At 35.6% G+C, this 18,209-nt stretch carries 18 protein-coding genes; 4 read left to right on the forward strand and 14 right to left on the reverse strand.

All coding sequences use genetic code 11. The annotated features are described in order from the left end of the window. Positions 1-478: 478 nt before the first annotated feature. The 3 genes from ACIP9G_RS05970 to ACIP9G_RS05980 form a co-directional block, all read right to left on the reverse strand. Entirely contained in the window at positions 479-646 is a 168-nt protein-coding gene (locus tag ACIP9G_RS05970; RefSeq protein WP_401007405.1) for a hypothetical protein, read from the reverse strand. A 4-nt stretch (positions 647-650) separates the two neighbouring features. After that, positions 651-824: a helix-hairpin-helix domain-containing protein gene (locus ACIP9G_RS05975; protein WP_401018249.1), complete on the reverse strand. Its 174-nt coding sequence runs from the start codon at positions 822-824 to the stop codon at positions 651-653. A 610-nt stretch (positions 825-1,434) separates the two neighbouring features. Next, entirely contained in the window at positions 1,435-2,121 is a 687-nt protein-coding gene (locus tag ACIP9G_RS05980; protein WP_401018251.1) for an MBL fold metallo-hydrolase, read from the reverse strand. Between the two features lie 250 nt (positions 2,122-2,371). Between ACIP9G_RS05980 and pdxR the strand changes: the two genes are divergently transcribed. Further along, positions 2,372-3,772: a MocR-like pyridoxine biosynthesis transcription factor PdxR gene (pdxR, locus tag ACIP9G_RS05985; protein WP_401018253.1), complete on the forward strand. Its 1,401-nt coding sequence runs from the start codon at positions 2,372-2,374 to the stop codon at positions 3,770-3,772. Between the two features lie 41 nt (positions 3,773-3,813). Here pdxR and ACIP9G_RS05990 read toward each other — a convergent pair whose 3' ends face one another. From ACIP9G_RS05990 to ACIP9G_RS06040, 11 genes are all read right to left on the reverse strand, one after another. Continuing rightward, positions 3,814-4,128: a TIGR04104 family putative zinc finger protein gene (locus tag ACIP9G_RS05990; RefSeq protein ID WP_401018255.1), complete on the reverse strand. Its 315-nt coding sequence runs from the start codon at positions 4,126-4,128 to the stop codon at positions 3,814-3,816. A gap of 101 nt (positions 4,129-4,229) precedes the next feature. Next, the gene (locus tag ACIP9G_RS05995; protein WP_401018257.1) at positions 4,230-5,453 is read right to left on the reverse strand and encodes a GNAT family N-acetyltransferase; all 1,224 of its coding nucleotides are present in this window, start codon (positions 5,451-5,453) and stop codon (positions 4,230-4,232) included. Then, positions 5,450-6,181, reverse strand: a complete 732-nt coding sequence (locus ACIP9G_RS06000) for an AAA family ATPase (RefSeq protein WP_401018259.1) — start codon at positions 6,179-6,181, stop codon at positions 5,450-5,452. The genes ACIP9G_RS05995 and ACIP9G_RS06000 overlap by 4 nt, the downstream gene beginning before the upstream one ends. Positions 6,182-6,359: 178 nt before the next feature. Next, entirely contained in the window at positions 6,360-6,596 is a 237-nt protein-coding gene (locus ACIP9G_RS06005; RefSeq protein ID WP_401018261.1) for a hypothetical protein, read from the reverse strand. 364 nt (positions 6,597-6,960) lie between these two features. Then, positions 6,961-7,356: a VOC family protein gene (locus ACIP9G_RS06010; protein WP_401018263.1), complete on the reverse strand. Its 396-nt coding sequence runs from the start codon at positions 7,354-7,356 to the stop codon at positions 6,961-6,963. A gap of 137 nt (positions 7,357-7,493) precedes the next feature. Then, complete coding sequence (locus tag ACIP9G_RS06015; protein WP_401018264.1) at positions 7,494-8,048, reverse strand: pyridoxamine 5'-phosphate oxidase family protein; 555 nt, start codon at positions 8,046-8,048, stop codon at positions 7,494-7,496. Between the two features lie 205 nt (positions 8,049-8,253). Next, positions 8,254-9,018, reverse strand: a complete 765-nt coding sequence (locus tag ACIP9G_RS06020; protein ID WP_401018266.1) for a DUF817 domain-containing protein — start codon at positions 9,016-9,018, stop codon at positions 8,254-8,256. Between the two features lie 221 nt (positions 9,019-9,239). Continuing rightward, the gene (locus ACIP9G_RS06025; protein ID WP_401018267.1) at positions 9,240-10,667 is read right to left on the reverse strand and encodes an amino acid permease; all 1,428 of its coding nucleotides are present in this window, start codon (positions 10,665-10,667) and stop codon (positions 9,240-9,242) included. Positions 10,668-10,945: 278 nt separating this feature from the next. Next, positions 10,946-11,851, reverse strand: a complete 906-nt coding sequence (rocF, locus tag ACIP9G_RS06030) for an arginase (protein WP_401018269.1) — start codon at positions 11,849-11,851, stop codon at positions 10,946-10,948. 404 nt (positions 11,852-12,255) lie between these two features. Next, entirely contained in the window at positions 12,256-12,942 is a 687-nt protein-coding gene (locus ACIP9G_RS06035) for a DUF421 domain-containing protein (RefSeq protein WP_401018271.1), read from the reverse strand. 69 nt (positions 12,943-13,011) lie between these two features. Beyond that, on the reverse strand, positions 13,012-13,575 hold the full coding sequence (locus ACIP9G_RS06040; RefSeq protein ID WP_401018273.1) for a recombinase family protein: 564 nt from the start codon (positions 13,573-13,575) through the stop codon (positions 13,012-13,014). 90 nt (positions 13,576-13,665) lie between these two features. Between ACIP9G_RS06040 and ACIP9G_RS06045 the strand changes: the two genes are divergently transcribed. The 3 genes from ACIP9G_RS06045 to fumC all read left to right on the forward strand — a co-directional run bounded on the left by ACIP9G_RS06045 (position 13,666) and on the right by fumC (position 18,119). Then, positions 13,666-15,102, forward strand: a complete 1,437-nt coding sequence (locus ACIP9G_RS06045) for a SulP family inorganic anion transporter (RefSeq protein WP_401019074.1) — start codon at positions 13,666-13,668, stop codon at positions 15,100-15,102. 1,113 nt (positions 15,103-16,215) lie between these two features. Further along, positions 16,216-16,434: a hypothetical protein gene (locus ACIP9G_RS06050; protein ID WP_401018275.1), complete on the forward strand. Its 219-nt coding sequence runs from the start codon at positions 16,216-16,218 to the stop codon at positions 16,432-16,434. A 296-nt stretch (positions 16,435-16,730) separates the two neighbouring features. After that, positions 16,731-18,119: a class II fumarate hydratase gene (fumC, locus tag ACIP9G_RS06055; protein WP_401018277.1), complete on the forward strand. Its 1,389-nt coding sequence runs from the start codon at positions 16,731-16,733 to the stop codon at positions 18,117-18,119. The last annotated feature ends 90 nt before the right edge of the window (positions 18,120-18,209 follow it).

Genomic DNA, 18,209 nt, shown 5'->3' on the forward strand with positions numbered 1-18,209 from the left:
AAAATAATCAGGCATTCTCCTCTTAATATGAAACAAACATAGCGATAATATGATAAATGACCACATTGCAGAAGATATAATAATCTACGATTGATGATAATTAAACAATACATTTTTATAAAGAAAGTCTAGTTTTACTCACGGTAATTCCTCCTCTCATGCATAGAATTCTGCAAAATAGTATAAGAACTACTTATCAACTAGAAAAGACAATTTGACTCTTTTATTTTAACAACCATATTTTTCTTAGACATCTGGTTCGCCATTCTTTTCACAAAATTTTCAGATAATAAAATGATATACAATAAAACTCTTCAAAAAACAGCCCATTAAAGGTTGTTTATACCTTTCAATCGACTGTTTATGGTCAAACTATACTTTGTTCAAAAACCAAGAAACCTATGTACCTTACCTACAGAACTTCCAATTGAAATCGCGATTTTTTTCCGCTAGTTACATATTCTATATTTAAAAGATTCTATTGTAATTTCTTCCGCATCCTTCTTGTGAATAGTAAGCCAGCTCCAATAAAGAAAATAAGCATCATAACTTTTATAATCGGAAAGATAAATAGCTTACTAACAACAAAAATAACGAAGATATAATAAACGACCATTGCTAATAAAAACAATCTAAGTTTATTCAAACTGTTACCTACTTTCTTTTAATGCTGCTTCAATTGCAGCAAGCGCCTTGGGACCCATGCCATGCAAATTTTTTAATTTCGCTAAATCGACCTCTTTTAGTTGTTGCAATTGTGTATATCCAGCAGCATTCAATGCACGAATAGCAGGCTTAGCAACGCCTTTTGGCCATTCTGTCATATAAAACCGACCTTTCTTTTTCGAGGATTCTCGATTAATAATAGCTAATAGAAGTATAACTAGCAATGCACTATCCTAATCAAAGCTAATGTCTAATGTAGTACGTATCTCTTGCTTCCCATTATGCAAGGAGTGATAGTGTAATGCAATTTCTCATTTAATAGCCTAGTATTGTTTTATTTCTTCTTCTACCATTTCTAATAATGCGAGTTGCTAAAGGGTCATTAACATATTTACACCTTTCCTTATCCATTTTTCATCAGATTGATCAAAGTGGTTAAGACAGATGCCCTTTCTCACATAGCAAATAGCAAGAAGGATGAAATCATGTTCTTTTCTGCATAAACTATGGCGTTTAAAATTTCTCTAATACGCAAAAAAAACCTTAAAAAAAATTTCCCTTAAAGCGATACAACGTAAGGCTAAGAAAAAGTTTTAATGCCGTTTCATATGCACTTGTAGAAAACTAGCAAACACAACACACTTAACATTCAAAGAGTCGGTGACTTTTTTCATCGAGTCACCGATTTCCGTTTTTAACCTTAGTACTCCCTCTTAATTGCCTCAAATCTAAATAGTATGTTTTAAGATAATGCGAAAACAACCCCTACTATAAAGTAAATTTCCCACCATGATAACAATAGTACGTGTCAGCTTGAAGGCTTTTAATATTACGCAAAGACAGTTCTGCGTTCTCTATATTTAAACAAAAATGTGGATTGGCAATGACCAATTCTTGATTTTCGTGTGCAGCTGCATCGCCTGTAATAACGCTGTTTAACTTTGGAAAATATAAAGAAATATGCCCTGAAGTATGTCCTGGTGTAGCTATTACTCTACACTCATTGTTTAAAATCACGTCCCCATCATGTACCTTTTTATCGATTGCAACATGCTTTAAATCCTTTAATTGTTGAATAAACCATTTACCAAATTCTATTTGTTCTGGTGACATATTTTCAAGCAATTTTTCAGCTTGAAGCAATCTCTCAGACTTCATTTCACCACTAATATATTTCGATTCTATTTCACTTGCTATAACATTAACCCAAGGATGTTTTGCTTTAAAATCATATAAGGAACCTATGTGGTCATCATCGTAGTGCGTAATAATAATATGCTTTAAATTCTTCATCTCAAAGCCATTTTTTAATATTTCATCTTCAATCAAAGGGTAAAAATTTGAATACCCTGTATCGACCAACGTTAGTTCATCATTCACAACAATTAAGCTCGGATAAATAGTGTTCTTTTGTCCATTAAATTCAAATTTAATTGGTAGTTCTACTATCTTCATTTTTCTTCCTCCATACGCGTGCATTTGAAATAATCACTAATATCCATTAACTGTACATTATAATATGGCTTTTTTTCAATAAGTACATTTCAAAAAACAGTTATTGTCATTTATAAGCAGGACATTTCCCTTATAAAAACCTCATATGTCATTTCCTTTCAACGTGGATTCCTGTACTATAATACATAACTATCTGACATATAAAAAAGAACATTATTATCTCTTTTTGCATGTCAAGGAGGTCTTACATATGCACGATTTTATTTTTCCATTTAGCAATGAAGAGCCTAAATATAAACAGATTTATCAGCAATTAAAGGCTTTAATTGAGCAAGGAAACTTACAGTCGAATGATTCTCTACCTTCTATTCGAAGGTTGGCGGAGACGTTACAGGTCAGTCGGAATACTACTTTGACTGCCTATGAGCAGCTTGTAGCAGAAGGATACATACGAGGTGAAGGACGCAAAGGCTATTTCGTCAATGTATTGGAACAAGTCTTTTTAAAGGACAAGGAAGCATCATTGCTTCCGCCAAACGTTAAGCAGGTGCCTCCTGCTATAATGATTGATTTTCGGGCAGGAGCTGTCGATCAAGCACATTTTCCGTTAAAGGCATGGCGACACTTTGCTAATCGTGCACTCCAGTTAGAGGAAAGTTTTGTGTATGGGGAACCGTTTGGGGAACCTTTATTAAAAGAGCAGCTTGTCCAATACTTATTACAAGCACGCGGGGTTAAATGCGAAGCAGATAATATTATTATTGGTAGTGGTACACAGCAAATGTTACTGTACTTAGGCTTTATTTTGAAGCACGATTTCGCAAGTGTAATTGTCGAGGACCCTGGTTATCTTGGCGCACGACAATCGTTTAAACTAAACGGCTTTGAACTAGAAGCACTCCCTGTTTTAGAGCAAGGTGCACAGCTACAATTATTATTAGAAATGCAATCAAGACTCTTATATGTTACACCTTCACACCATTTTCCTTACGGCGTCACAATGTCTATACAGCAACGCCAAATAATTATTCAGTGGGCAAAAACAGTGGATGGATACATTATCGAGGACGATTATGACAGTGAATTTCGCTATGCGCAGCAGCCATTTCCTGCGCTTGCATCCATTGATCATTCACGGGTTATTTATATTGGGACCTTTTCAAAATCTTTTTTACCTGGTATTCGACTAAGCTATATGGTATTACCAAAGTCACTTCTACATCGTTACAAGGAACAGTTTAGTGAATTTGAACATAATGCATCCTCCCTTCATCAATTAACGATGGCAGCATTTATGAAAAATGGTGAGTGGACACGTCATATTAAAAGAATGCGCCTTATTTATAAACAGAAAATGAACTATCTTGTTGAGCAGCTTCTACAACAATTTGGTGCCAATATTACAATACTAGGGGAACATTCAGGCCTTTATGTATTGGTCAAGTTGCATGTCCAACAAACGGAAGAACAACTTATCCAATCTGCAGAAAAATACGGCGTAAAAGTGTATCCGACAAGCCCGTATTTTCTTGAACATCTCACACCTGAACCAATACTGCAATTAGGCTTTAGTAAATTGGAAATGGAAGACATCAAGCATGGGGTTCAACAGTTAGCAAAAGCGTGGCAGTTATCTTCAATCAACAAATAAAAAACGCAGGAAAGTCATATCCCTGCGTTTTTTTTTATGTATTATTTTTGTGCATATTTTTGTAAATGTTTTGGTATTTCACGAAGATCCATTAACAACGGCATCATCATAAGTAATACGATTAAATAGGTAGCAATCCCGATTGCTACAGCTGAGCCTTTCACTTCATTATCGATCACATAAGGCATTGTGATATAAGGTACAAATACCAATAGTAAAATAGAAATGCGTGTCATTGATGTAAACATTTGTTTTTTTGCACAATATGGACAGCTAATGAATCGTGAAAATGTCACAATCGAACGCATCGACTGCTTCCAAGTCCATTTCTCCTTACATTTAATACATTTTGGCATATAAATCCCCTCCATTCACTAATTATGCCATATCACGTAACAGAGAAGCACTAAATTTAAAGTAAAAAGAATTTGCACAGTCATTCACTGTACAAATTCTTTTAAAAATAATCAATGAACGTCGGAATACCTACTGGTAACACAGCTTCTAATAGCGCCATTTCAATCGCTTCACCCTGTAATCGTTCGATTTTCTCCAAATAGCTAGGGCGTTTATAGCCCAGTAGCATCGTCGCTAACGTCTGGACAGTGAGTTGAATCGCATTCTCGGATAGTTGTTCGCTGACCTTTTCAACGGATACTTTTCCGTTTTGTACCGTTACAACAAACGTACCGTTATTCCAAGCAACAATACGATCGCTTACTGCTAAGCGCAGTTGAAAGTCATTCCCTACAAACGGATAGCGCAATAAAAATTCCTTTATGTCTACAATACGTGCCATAAAATAAGGTGATACTTTTTGAATAATTTCACTGTCCTCAAGTAAAAATGCCACCGCTTCATTGCCGGTCGTTTTGCCATATACATTGTAAACCATTGAGCTATGTGCAGAGACAAAATTCCATAACCCTTTTCGAGCTTCTTCTTGTATATAAACGATTTCATCGATATAAAAATTTTCTTCCATAATACGATAGAACATATAACCTTGTGGCTCATCTTCCTCATCGTAATAGACTGCTGCCTGTAGTTTGACATCACTATCTATAAATTTTTCTTCCCAAAAATCTTCTTGAAATTTCTCATTCCAAGCAATGCTATTGCGCACCATTACACCATGTGTCTTTATTGCATAACGTGCATAAATTGCAACAACATCTTTATCTTTAGGATCGACACGACGAATTTTGCCATTTAATCCACCATAATGAGGAAGTTGTGTATCTTTCACTTGAAATTCCACAATATCACTCATAATTTCCCAGCCTTTTTTGCGATAATATGGAATTGAATAAGGGAATAAATAAGAAATATACCGACCTTCCTCACGCATTTGTTCTAAGCACTTTATAATGAGACTTTCCATTAAGCCGTGCCTAGAATATTCAGGATACGTACCAACTGCCGTTATTCCCCCCATTTCATAAAACTTGCCATGTACATTGATTTGAAAAGGCAAATTTAAAATTTGTGACACAAGTTGTGAGCCGTCAAACCAACCAAACGCATGCCCTTCGTCAAATTGTTTACTTTTGGCATTAACGAAACGACGATCTTTATGAATAGACATAGACATCTGAAATACGTAGTTTAGCAAATCGATTGACTGTGCCATCTCATCTAGTCGTATTTCCCGCATTACTAAACCTTTCCGTTGATTCATGCTTTTCTCTCCTCATCAAATAGCTCTGCAAAAATAGTATCCGGAGCATTTAAAAACCGCTTCGTTATAATATAATGTATAGTGTCCTCGTATCGGATAGATTCAATTCCTCCATCTTCAAAACTGTAGATGGTAGCATTCGGATAACCGAGTAAAATAGGTGAATGTGTAGCGATAATAAACTGGGCTTCATGCTCTAAATCCTTCATTATTTTTAGGAGACTGAGCTGTCTCGTAGGTGATAAAGCAGCTTCAGGCTCATCAAGTAAATAAATCGCCTTTCCTTTAAAGCGATTCATAAATAGCGATAAAAATGACTCCCCATGTGACTGTTGATGTAGGGATTTTCCTCCAAATGCAGCATACTTATTAGGGTGATTCTCTAACAAATCAATATGGCTTGCAAATTGATAAAACGTTTCTGATCGTAGAAAAAAGCCGTTAGAAACTTTAGGCCACCACGATAATCGTATGTAGTCTCCAAGTGCAGATTCCGCTTTATGTACTTCATAAATGTTTTGACGTCCACCACCTGCTGTATTAAAATCACAGCGATCCGCAATTGCTTCCAGAAGCGTTGATTTCCCAGAGCCATTTTCCCCAACAAAAAATGTCACATTCGTTGGAAACTCTAGCTCGTGTAAATCCTGCAAACTGGGTATATTAAATGGATAAAGTCGTTTATCGTCTATGTTGTTCTGTAAAACCTTACATGATTTTAAATACATTGTGTTCCCTCCTTAGTACTAGTATAACTCGCATACGCTACTATGAAACGGTTCTTCTTTCAAAATACAAACTAAAAATACCTACTATGAATAATAGTATGATACCGATTTAGGAAATAGATAACCACGTAAGCTTAGCATCGAATAATTGAAGGAAATAAGTGAATATTGAAACAAATCACAAACTCATCATCACTATTAAAGAAGAACAATACCGAATGCCTATTTGCAATAAATACATCGAAAGCATGACACCCGTTGCTGTTACAGCAAGTATCCACCCAATATTTCCTGAGAAATACTCAAAAAATACAGCATAAGTAGCGAAAAAAGATAATAAAATTATGCCATAATAACGATTTGCCAAAATGATAGAAGTTGTCCAGACTTCCTCACTTAATTTCGTTGAAAACACGGTGCATAAAACAGCACCTATCCCACAACTAATACTGACGAATTTCCGCTAAGTACAGCTATTAAGTACAATACACGCGATCATAGCTGCTAGGCAATTGGCCACTGCATCCTTGGAATTGGTTCCTACAAGGTCTTAATAATTATTGCTTCACTATAATAGTGTTTAATTGTGGTCAATATGATTGATTTTATTCAATTGTAAATATCCACTTAGCGACAACTTACCAGTACTGTTAAAATAAAAAAATCTCCAAGCTTTCGCTTAGAGACTTTTTATTACCAGAAACTATATGGGATTTTGCCCGCAATCCTAAGCAAATAATCTCATTTCGAAGATGTTAATGCGAAACAATTTAATACTTTTATTTTGCATTTTTATCTGGCTGATGAATACCAAATACATTGCCTTCAGTATCTGTATAATATCCTTGCCATGCCATCCCTGGAAGAGCATATTTTGGTACTGCTACCTTCCCACCATTATTAATAATTTCGGCTTCTGTTGCATCGTAATTTTCCACACCCATTGTACAAGCAAATCCATTCATAGCTTGGTTTGGTTCTGGAGGAGGACCTTGTCGCTGCATTAAAGCACCATTGATGCCCAGTTCATCCTCACTACCCGTCACTGCACCAAAATACGACATTCCTGCGTAGTCACTCCAATCTTCAAATGACCATCCAAATATGTTGCCATAGAAAGCCTTTGCCCGTTCCATGTCACTCACATGAATTTCAAAATGAACTAATCTCCCCATCGTATCCTCCTAAATGTAATAGAATATATTTACTATAATGCATTTATTTGCAGATTAAAAATAATTTAATTTTTATTTTCTATTAATTCAGTGTAATTGATACCTTCATTAGACAGGCTTATTGATAGAAGTAGAAATTATCGAGTTAAATCTTGGGATACCGATCGCCCAGGATAAAACTTCATTTGTTCCTCACCTTTATGTTCCTTTGCAGTCATGGTAATAGGTTTCAGTTTAAGTACAACAGTTTTACTACCTAAAGAAGATAGATATTTATCGACATGTGCTTTCGATAAAGGTACTTTATAATAATTCGGGACATATTTATCAAGCATTTCTTGCATAGCTACTGTTGCTTCATTTAAATCCGTTACAATTTCGATTTTTCCATTTGCGATAACGCTCATATAAGCTGTATCTGTATTCGCTGGAATCGGATCAGCGATTGTTCCGTAAATTTCACTTATTGTAAGGCAAGCATTAGCATTAGTATTTAAAATGTTAATTTTTCTTCCTTCATTTGCACCATGAATATAAAAGTTTCCATTCGCAAATACAAAATTTAAAGGAATTACATATGGCATGTTGTTATCCACTAAGCCAAGAAAAACTGTTTGAGCTCCTCGTAAAAATTTATTGATTTGCCCCTCATCTGTACATGTTCTATTCACCATACGAATTTTAGTTTCCATCCTAATCACTTCTCCCTTATTTAACGAGTTTAAAACTTCTAACTTCTAAAGAGAGTCTATAGCAGGATTGACGTCTAAAAAAGGGACAGTTTGATGAAAAGCAATGGGTACAACGTAAATCTTCATCCTTCTTATTGAACTTCACTATTTTGAACTGTTGTCTTTGTTTACTTTTCGTTCCTGTTACTTAGAATGATTTGCCTCTTCACTGTTCCCGATAAAATAATTTAAGCTGTGCGACAATCATAATGCTAATTACGACAAGTAAAAACCAAGAGCTGATTTTTCCAAAATGCACAATTGTCCAAGCTACCTCTTGGTTAGGATATGACCATGCACCAAAGTATGTTGCAATATTCTCTGCAATCCAAATGAAAAATCCAATTAAAAGGAATGATACAACAATAGGCATTTTATAGTGATTGTGCCGTACTGTGAATTGGACAACGGTCCGATAAAACACAATAAAAAGTGCAGCCATTAATAGCCATCTCACGTCATATATAAAATGGTGTGTGAAGAAATTTAAGTAAATCATAGCTCCTAATGGGATAGCAACATAACTTCTTGGCCAATTTCTAATTTTCAAATCAAACCTACGCCAAGCTTGGCAAATGTAACTAGCCACACTGGCATACATAAAGCCGCTATATAAGGGCACACCACCAATTTTAGACCACGCCTCTTCTGGATAAGACCAAGAATGAAAATTCACTTTATATAATTCTAGTAAAAGACCAATAATATGAAACAAACAGATTACTTTTATTTCATCTTTAGATTCTAGACCAAATTTATACATCAAGTACTGTGTCACAAGACAAATTATTAGAATAAAATCATATCTTGCAAGTGGTAAATGAATCATTTTTGACAGTGCAAGCGTAACAAATATGACAACAGGAAAAATACAAGATAAGGATTGATGGTACGTAAAGTACCCTAAGTCTTTTAAAAAATTTTTTAACATTTATTCACCTCATGTAACAAAGTACGAGAAAATTTACTCGCGTAAGAGTAATCTCTTCTTGTATGAAGAATAAATGATTTTTTATCTTATTACAATGTTTTTTTATCGAAAAACGATAAATTTATTTACTTTTTAGTGGAACAATTTTTTATGTAATACGTCTTTTGTAAACCTAAATAAAACAACAAGAGTAGCCACATCACTGCAGCTACTCTTGTCATTTAAAGAAACATTTTTTGATCTAATTTTAACTGTACTTCTTGTTGGTTTACTTTTATCGCCTTCGTTTTCTTCACTTTTACATAATAAACGATATAACAGCCGATAAAGAATGCTCCTCCACAATATAAAGCTAATCGTTGTGAAGGATCAAATGCTAAACTTGCCATAACAATACAATTAGCTACTAAACCTAAAATAGGCACTATTGGATACAGCGGTGCTTTGAATTTTAAATCTTCCACTTTACCACCTTGACGAACATACGAACGTCTAAAGGCAATTTGTGATGCAGTAATTGCTATCCAGCCTATTTGAGCACCTAAACCTGCTAGAGATAATAACCAAACAAACACTGTTTTTGCCGCAAATACACTTGATAATAGAGATAAACCAGCGACAGCAAGTGTAATTAATAATGCGTTCATTGGAATTCCTCTTTTATTAACTTTCCCTAAAACTGGGCTAGCCATCTTTTCAACAGATAAAGAGAACAACATACGTGTTGCTGCATATAGACCAGAGTTTGCAACCGATAATAGAGCTGTCAAAATTACAAAATTCATAATATCAGCCGCATAAGGGATGCCAATACTGTCCAGTACAACTACAAATGGACTTTCAACAACTCCTGCTTTATCCATTGGAATTATAGCGGCAAGTATTACTACAGATAATACAAAGAAGAAAAGTGTACGCCAAACTGTTTGTTTAATAGATTTAGGAATTGTCTTTTCAGGATTTTCACTCTCCCCAGCAGCAATACCAATTAATTCAGTCCCTTGGAATGAAAAATTTACAGTAATCATTGTAATAAGTAGTGCTGTTACACCATTTGGAAATAGCCCATGCTCATAAAAATGAGTAAGGAATGGAGCGCTGGATCCGTCTTTCATATCAATAAGGCCAAACATAGCCGCTCCCCCAACAATAAGGAACATAATGATAGCCAATATTTTTATGCTTGAGAAAACAAATTCTGCTTCACCAAATGCTTTGGCTGATAAACCATTTAATAAAAAGAGCAAGGCACCAAATATTAAACACCACATCCATACTGGTGATTCAGGAAACCATCTTTGCATAAGTTGTCCAGCCCCTAAAAATTCAAGGGCAACCGTTACTGCCCAACCCAGCCAATACAGCCAGCCAACGGCAAAGCCAGTAGCAGGACCAATAAACTTCGTCGTATATGTTTGAAATGAACCAGATACTGGCATAGCAACAGACAATTCACCCAAACAAAGCATCGTTAGATACATCACTAACCCGCCTACTAAATAAGAAAGAATAGCACCAGTTGGCCCGGCTTGATTTATAGTGAAACCTGATCCAAGAAAAAAGCCAGTCCCAATACATCCCCCTAGTGAAATCATAAATAAGTGTCTAGCTTTCATAGTTCTTTTTAATTCATATTGTTCTGTTGCCATAAAATAACCCCTTACACTATTATCATGTAAGCACTTTCTTTTTGAAGTGCAAAAAGATAATGATGAAAAATATTAATAGATGTGATTTTTAAAATTAAATCTATTTTGTGAACAGTCAATTTTCTGACAAATAAAAGTGCTTAATTAGTCTAGAGCATTTGTTCCTTCTATTGTAAACTACAATTAGGGAGAGCATTTTTCTTAAATTTGGTTGTCGCGACCTCATTTTACTAAAAAGTTCTTCCTTATCAGCTAATTGATTTTTCCCAATCCATTGTTTAAAGTAATGTGTCGCCAAATAAAGAGCTAATTAAAGCTACAGCAGCAATAGCAGTTTTATTATATTGATCTAATACTGGGTTTGTCTCTACAAACTCTGCAGAAGTAATAATATTTGCTTCCGATAGCATTTCCATAGCTAGATGACTTTCACGATAACTAATACCGCCTGCAACTGGCGTGCCTACACCTGGTGCATCGTTTGGATCAAGTCCATCTAAATCTAAAGATAAATGAACACCATCTGTACGTTCCTTTAAATATTCAATCGTTTCTGACATTACTGTATTCATACCTAAGCGATCGATTTCATGCATTGTATAAACTTTAATGCCAATTTCCTTAATTAGCTTTTTCTCTCCTGGATCTAAATCACGAGCTCCAATAATTACTACATTTTCAGGCTTTACTTTTGGAGCATAACCACCAATATTCGTAAGTGCAGGATGTCCAAGCCCTAGGCTTACTGCTAAAGACATTCCATGGATATTTCCTGAAGGAGATGTTTCACCTGTGTTTAAATCGCCATGGGCATCATACCAAATAACGCCTAAATTCTCATAATGTTTCGAAACACCTGCTAATGTTCCAATGGCAATACTATGATCTCCTCCTAAAACTAAAGGAAAGCGATTAGAGGAAATGACATGATCTACTTTTTGACCAAGCTTGTCATTAGCATCTGCTACAGTTTTTAAATTTTTTAAGTTTGTTGTTGTTTCTATTGTTTCATCATTTTTAACAAATTCGATATTCAAATCCCCTAAGTCATCAATCGAATAGCCAAGGCCTTCAAGTCGATCTGTTAGTCCAGCATATCGGATAGCACTCGGCCCCATGTCAACCCCTCTTCTAGTTTGACCCAAATCCATAGGCACCCCAATAATTGTAACTTCTTTGCGCATAATATTTTCTCCTCTCCAATAATTACTTTCACAGTATAAAGAAAATGAAAAATTGACTCAACTCGACATTATTTTTAATTTTTATACAGTTTAGATTATTAGAAACATAGATTTTCTCTTGCATAAATGAATGCATAAACACAATTACAATGAATAAAGATACTTATTTTGTAAATTTTATTTATATTTTTGTCAGAAATTTCAAAAACGAAAGATTAAAACTATTCATTTTTATTGTTTTTTTAGAAAATTATTGCGTTAATTTCAGGTTTTATATCAATATAATGTAAAAATATTAAAACTATATCCATATTTGTATAAACGTAATAGGTTTCGATATTGATATATTTTAATAATATAATAAAAAAATAAAACCAGAATCTCATTTTACAGTGAGTTCTAGTTTAAAATTTTTGTATGAATAATTTTTCATCTGATTGGATTTCAGCATAAAAGACTTCTTCAATATTATTGATTCCTGCTTTTTTTAATTCGCTTTTTAGCCATTCTCTATTTTTTCCAACTTCTAATAAATTTCTTTTTAATAATTTTCCGTCTGATATGATTTCTATAGGTAAAAACGGTGGGTTTTTAGATGAAATGTCCATATCTATTTTTTGCGTGCCTTGAAATTGAGGTTTCTTTAGAATACTAAGCATGCCATTCGGTTCTAGTATCGCAAAATCGATTTCATCAATTGAAAAAACTTGATATTGCCTTATCATCATCGTTAAGTCATCTATATTGACGCCCGTCCTTTTCAATGCTTTTCTATCGATTTTGCCGTGTTTTATTACGATTGTAGGTTGACCATCAAGAATCATCCGTATTTTTCCAGATTTCAGACTTATATAGCCAATAATTGTTGTTAGCAAGCACCATATAACCAAGCTCAGTAAATCTTTTGTGTAATCTTTTGTACTAAGAACAATCATGTTAGCGGCAATTGAGCCAATTGTTATGCCTGTTACATAGTTAAAAAACGTAAGTTGACTTAATTGTTTTTTACCTAAAAAACGTGTTAGTGCAAGAAGTACAAAAAAAGTTATGACTGTTTCTATTGCTATTTGTAAGTAGCTTTCATCTTTCATGCCTCCACTCCTATCTATACAATAGAATGTGTTATGCATAAAATAAAATACACTAAAACTAGGCACTAATTAGCGATTCTCATCAAGGTTTTCCAATGACTCCAAAGATCGATATAACGTCGATTTGCTAATGCCTGTTTCATTTTTAATATCATGTAATGTGAATCCTCCGGAATGGTACATCGAAATAGCTTTTTGAATGTTTACATCTGGTTTTCTCGGTCTGCCAATTGTCTTTCCCTGCTCTCTTGCATTGGAAATGCCGATAATAGCTGACTGCTTCGCAACATCTGTTTGGAACTGGATATAGTGTTTCATCATTTGTTGTAATGTACATGTTAAAGATTGATTAGTAGAAATATCCTCATTTAAAAAATGAATGCTCACATCGTCTTTTTCACATACATTGAAGATGTCTTGCAGTTGTCGTGTCGTGTCTGCAAGTGCAAACATCCGTTCAACAATAATCGTATCTCCTGGTTGCAATGCCATTAGCAATTCTTCTAATTTATGTCGCTTTTTAGGTGAAGCATGCAGTTCTCGATAAATAGTTTGGCATTTTTCAGATACTACTTTTAACTGTTTTTCACACGTTTCATCATCATATAAAGGTCTTACATAACCGAAAATCATCAATATACCTCCTTACGTTGTCTCAAAAAGGTTCCATTTTGGGAATATGAATGTTATGATACTCAAAGAATTTTCATATTAAAGGAGTACATCATGCAAAGTTTAAAACAACAATGGTTTGGAAACATCCGAGGCGATCTATTAGCAGGTATTGTCGTAGCACTTGCTCTTATCCCTGAAGCCATTGCCTTTTCCATCATCGCAGGCGTTGACCCAATGGTCGGGTTATATGCATCTTTTTGTATCGCTGTCACAATAGCTTTTGTCGGTGGTAGACCTGGTATGATTTCAGCAGCTACAGGCGCAATGGCACTCGTAATAGCACCATTAGTAAAAGATTACGGACTAAATTATTTACTAGCTGCTACAATTTTAACAGGCATTATTCAAATAATTTTTGGCTTGATAAAAATCGCAAAGTTAATGAAATTCATCCCAAATGCTGTAATGATTGGCTTCGTTAACTCATTAGCTATTTTAATTTTTTTAGCACAAGTCCCTCAAATTATCGGCATGTCTACGATGACATATATATTTGTCGCATTGACACTTTTACTTTTGTATACTTTACCACGATATATTCAAGTAATACCAGCACCACTTATAGCAATCGTTGGACTAACTTCTATAGCGATTTATAGTGGTGTTAATTTACGAACAATTGGTGATTTAGGTGTTATTACGCAAACACTACCGAAATTTGCCATTCCGAATGTACCTTTTACATTTGAAACACTCAAAATTATTTTCCCCTATTCGCTAGCATTAGCAATCGTTGGACTAATCGAATCTTTATTAACTGCCCAAATTGTGGATGATATGACCGGAACGGAAAGTGAAAAAAATAAAGAAGCAAGAGGACAAGGCATTGCTAATTTCATTAATGGATTTTTTGGAGGAATGGCCGGTTGTGCGATGATTGGTCAATCTGTCATCAATGTTAAGTCTGGTGGACGTGGGCGCTTCTCAACACTTGTAGCCGGTTTATTTTTAATTTTTTTAATTATTGTCTTAGGTGATTTAGTAGTAAAGATTCCAATGCCAGTACTTGTAGGCATCATGATTATGGTTTGTATCGGTACATTTGATTGGAATTCATTCAAGTATTTGGTGAAGGCCCCTCCTAGTGATGCAATTGTTATGCTAGTAACGGTTATCATCGTAGTATATACACATGATTTATCGAAGGGAGTTATTGCTGGGGTTATTTTAAGTGCAATCTTCTTTGTAGTAAAAATTTCAACTTTGAAAGTAATAAAAAATGGAGATATATACAATATAGAAGGTCCACTATTCTTTGCTGCCACACATAATTTTGTCCATTACTTTAAAAAAATTGATAGCATGAATACGAAAGTTACTATAGATTTTAAAAATAGTCGTCTATGGGATGAGTCTGCTATAGGCGCCTTGCATAAAGTAGAACATTTGCTACAAGCAAAAGGGATTACAGTTGAACTAACGGGACTCGATAGTTCCAGTCAAAAACTAATAAATCGATTACAAAGTATAACTTCTTCTCATTAAAGACCAAGGAATTCCGGCATACTTACGCGGGATTCCTTCTTTCATTCGTTCGCGGGATTATACCACGCTTCCGCGGGATTATACCTTCCTTCCGCGGAATTATACCTCCCTTTCGCGGGATTTTACCTCTCTTCCGCGGAATTCTACCTTCCTTTCGCGGAATCCTACCATGCTTTTGCGGGATTACACCTCACTTCCGCGGAATTCTACCACGCTTTCGCGGAATTCTACCTCTCTTCCGTGGGATTACTCCTCTCTTTCGCGGAATCCTACCATGCTTTCGCGGGATTATATCTCACTTTCGCGGAATTCTACCTCGCTTTCGCGGAATTCTACCTCGCTTTCGCGGAATTTCCCCCCTCTTCCGCGGAATTACTACTCTTCCGCGGGATTATGCCTCCCTTTCGCGGGACTATACCTCCCTTTCGCGGAATCCTACCATGCTTTCGCGGAATTCTACCTTCCTTCCGCGGAATCCTACCTCGCTTTCGCGGGATTCTACCTCCCTTTCGCGGAATTATACCTCTCCTTCGCGGGATTCTACCTCTCTTCCGCGGAATTATACATTCCTTTCGCGGGATTACACCTCACTTCCGCGGAATTTCCCCCTCTTCCACGGAATTACTACTCTTCCGCGGAATTACACCTCCCTTTCGCGAAATTCTCCTCTTCTTCCGCGGAATTACTACTCTTTCGCGGGATTATACCTCTCTTTCGCGGGATTACTCCTCTCTTCCGCGGAATCCTACCTCGCTTTCGCGGGATTCTACCTCCCTTTCGCGGAATTCTACCTCGCTTTCGCGGGATTATACCTCTCTTCCGCGGAATCCTACCTCCCTTTCGCGGTATCCTACCTCGTCTTCCGCGGAATCCTACCCTCTTCCGCGGAATTACTACTTTTTATTTTATGTGTTAAAACGTATGCAGAAAAAAACACTGTAGAAAACTGCAACTACAATCGCTTGAATTAGTATAGCCTCCTAGGTTTAAGGGGCATATTTTCATTTTGTACGCGCATGCATTCCTATCGTTTTTCCCCCCTCTATCAATAGTTCTATATTCTTTCAATGTTTCATAAATTGACTAAAATACAGAATAAGGAGAACTGTGAATATGCATGTTGTTCATTTTTATGAAAATAAGTCCTCGATTTTAAATCAGTTATTAATTCGTATCCCCACTGTGGACGAAAATATTCAACTAAAAGGGCGTAAGGCTAAAGTAATCGATGTTATTCAAATCGATGAACGCCAGTATCATGTAAATGTGTTGTTTGAAAAAATTCCGAAAAAACAGCCTTTAACAAAAGATTTAGGGAAGAAAAAAAGATAGTTTCTTCCCTATTTCTATGGGGAAACAAGTTTACCAACAGTCAAAAAGGGTAAATTATATTATCTATACCAATTAAAGTGCGACTTATTCTCATTCAATATAATTTATTGGGCAGAAAGATTGACTTTTTAATTGATAACAATTATCATTATCATATAGATTATTTCTTTTCTCTATTTTTGTTTATTTCAGAATCCCCCCTTATTTTTTGAAATAAACATGCATTAAACGGATATTCTTACATCAGACTAAGAATATCCGTTTTTTAATTACATAAATCGAAGGAGCTGTTCTAAATGGATTATCGTATCGAAAAAGACACTATGGGTGAAATTAAAGTACCTGCCAATAAAATATGGGGTGCTCAAACTCAACGCAGTAAGGAAAATTTCCAAATCGGCACTGAGCAAATGCCTGTTGAACTTATTCAAGCAATGGCTATTCTAAAGAAAAGTGCAGCACTTGCGAATAATAAATTAGGAAAACTTTCAGATATTAAAGCCAATGCTATTGTGCAAGCTGCAGATGAAGTTTTAAATGGTCAATGGGATGATCAGTTTCCACTTGTTGTATGGCAAACAGGTAGTGGTACACAATCCAATATGAATGTAAACGAGGTTATTGCGCATCGTGCAAATCAAATTTTACAGGATGCAGGCGAATCTGACCGAATTCATCCAAACGATGATGTTAATAAATCACAAAGCTCCAACGATACATTCCCGACGGCGTTGCATATTGCAGCAGTACTAAAAGTAGAAGATTATTTACTGCCTCGCCTTCGCTTATTAAAAGCAACGTTCGATGAAAAGGCTGAGAAATTTAAAGATATTATTAAAATCGGACGTACCCATTTACAAGATGCTACGCCACTGACTTTAGGTCAAGAAATAAGTGGCTGGTCCGCAATGTTGGGCAAATCTGAGCAAATGATTAAACATAATGTAGAATACATGAAAGAGCTTGCAATTGGTGGAACGGCTGTAGGTACTGGTATTAACGCACATCCCGAATTTGGTGACCGTGTAGCAGCTGAAATTAGTGAGCTAACTGGCAAACAATTCACATCTGCCGCTAACAAGTTTCATGCACTTACAAGTCATGATGAAGCTGTCGTGGCACATGGTGCATTAAAAGCACTCGCTGCGGACTTAATGAAAATTGCCAATGACGTTCGTTGGTTAGCAAGTGGGCCCCGTTCTGGTATTGGTGAAATTACCATTCCAGAAAATGAACCAGGCTCATCCATTATGCCCGGTAAAGTGAATCCAACTCAAAGTGAAGCGATGACAATGGTCGTGACGCAAGTCATTGGAAATGATGCAACGATTGCCTTTGCCGCTTCCCAAGGGAATTTTGAACTTAACGTCTTTAAACCAGTCATCATTTATAATTTCTTACAATCAACTCGCCTACTGGCTGATACGATGAAATCATTTAATGATAACTGTGCTATTGGTATCGAACCAAACATTGAAGTGCTTGATCATAACCTGCAAAACTCCTTAATGCTAGTAACTGCATTAAATCCTTATATTGGCTATGAAAATGCCGCTAAAATTGCGAAGAAAGCACATAAAGAAGGCACTACATTAAAAGAAGCTGCCATTGCTTCTGGCTTGTTAACAGAAGAACAATTTAATGAATATGTGGATCCAGCTACGATGATTTATCCAAACGCATAATGATATAAGTGTAGGAAAAGAACTGCACATAAGAAAAAGCCTTGATATTACATCAAGGCTTTTTCCTTTAGCTTTCAGAAATGAAAAATG

This window comes from Lysinibacillus sp. NPDC093197, assembly GCF_044754025.1.
Classification (GTDB): Bacteria; Bacillota; Bacilli; order Bacillales_A; family Planococcaceae; genus Lysinibacillus.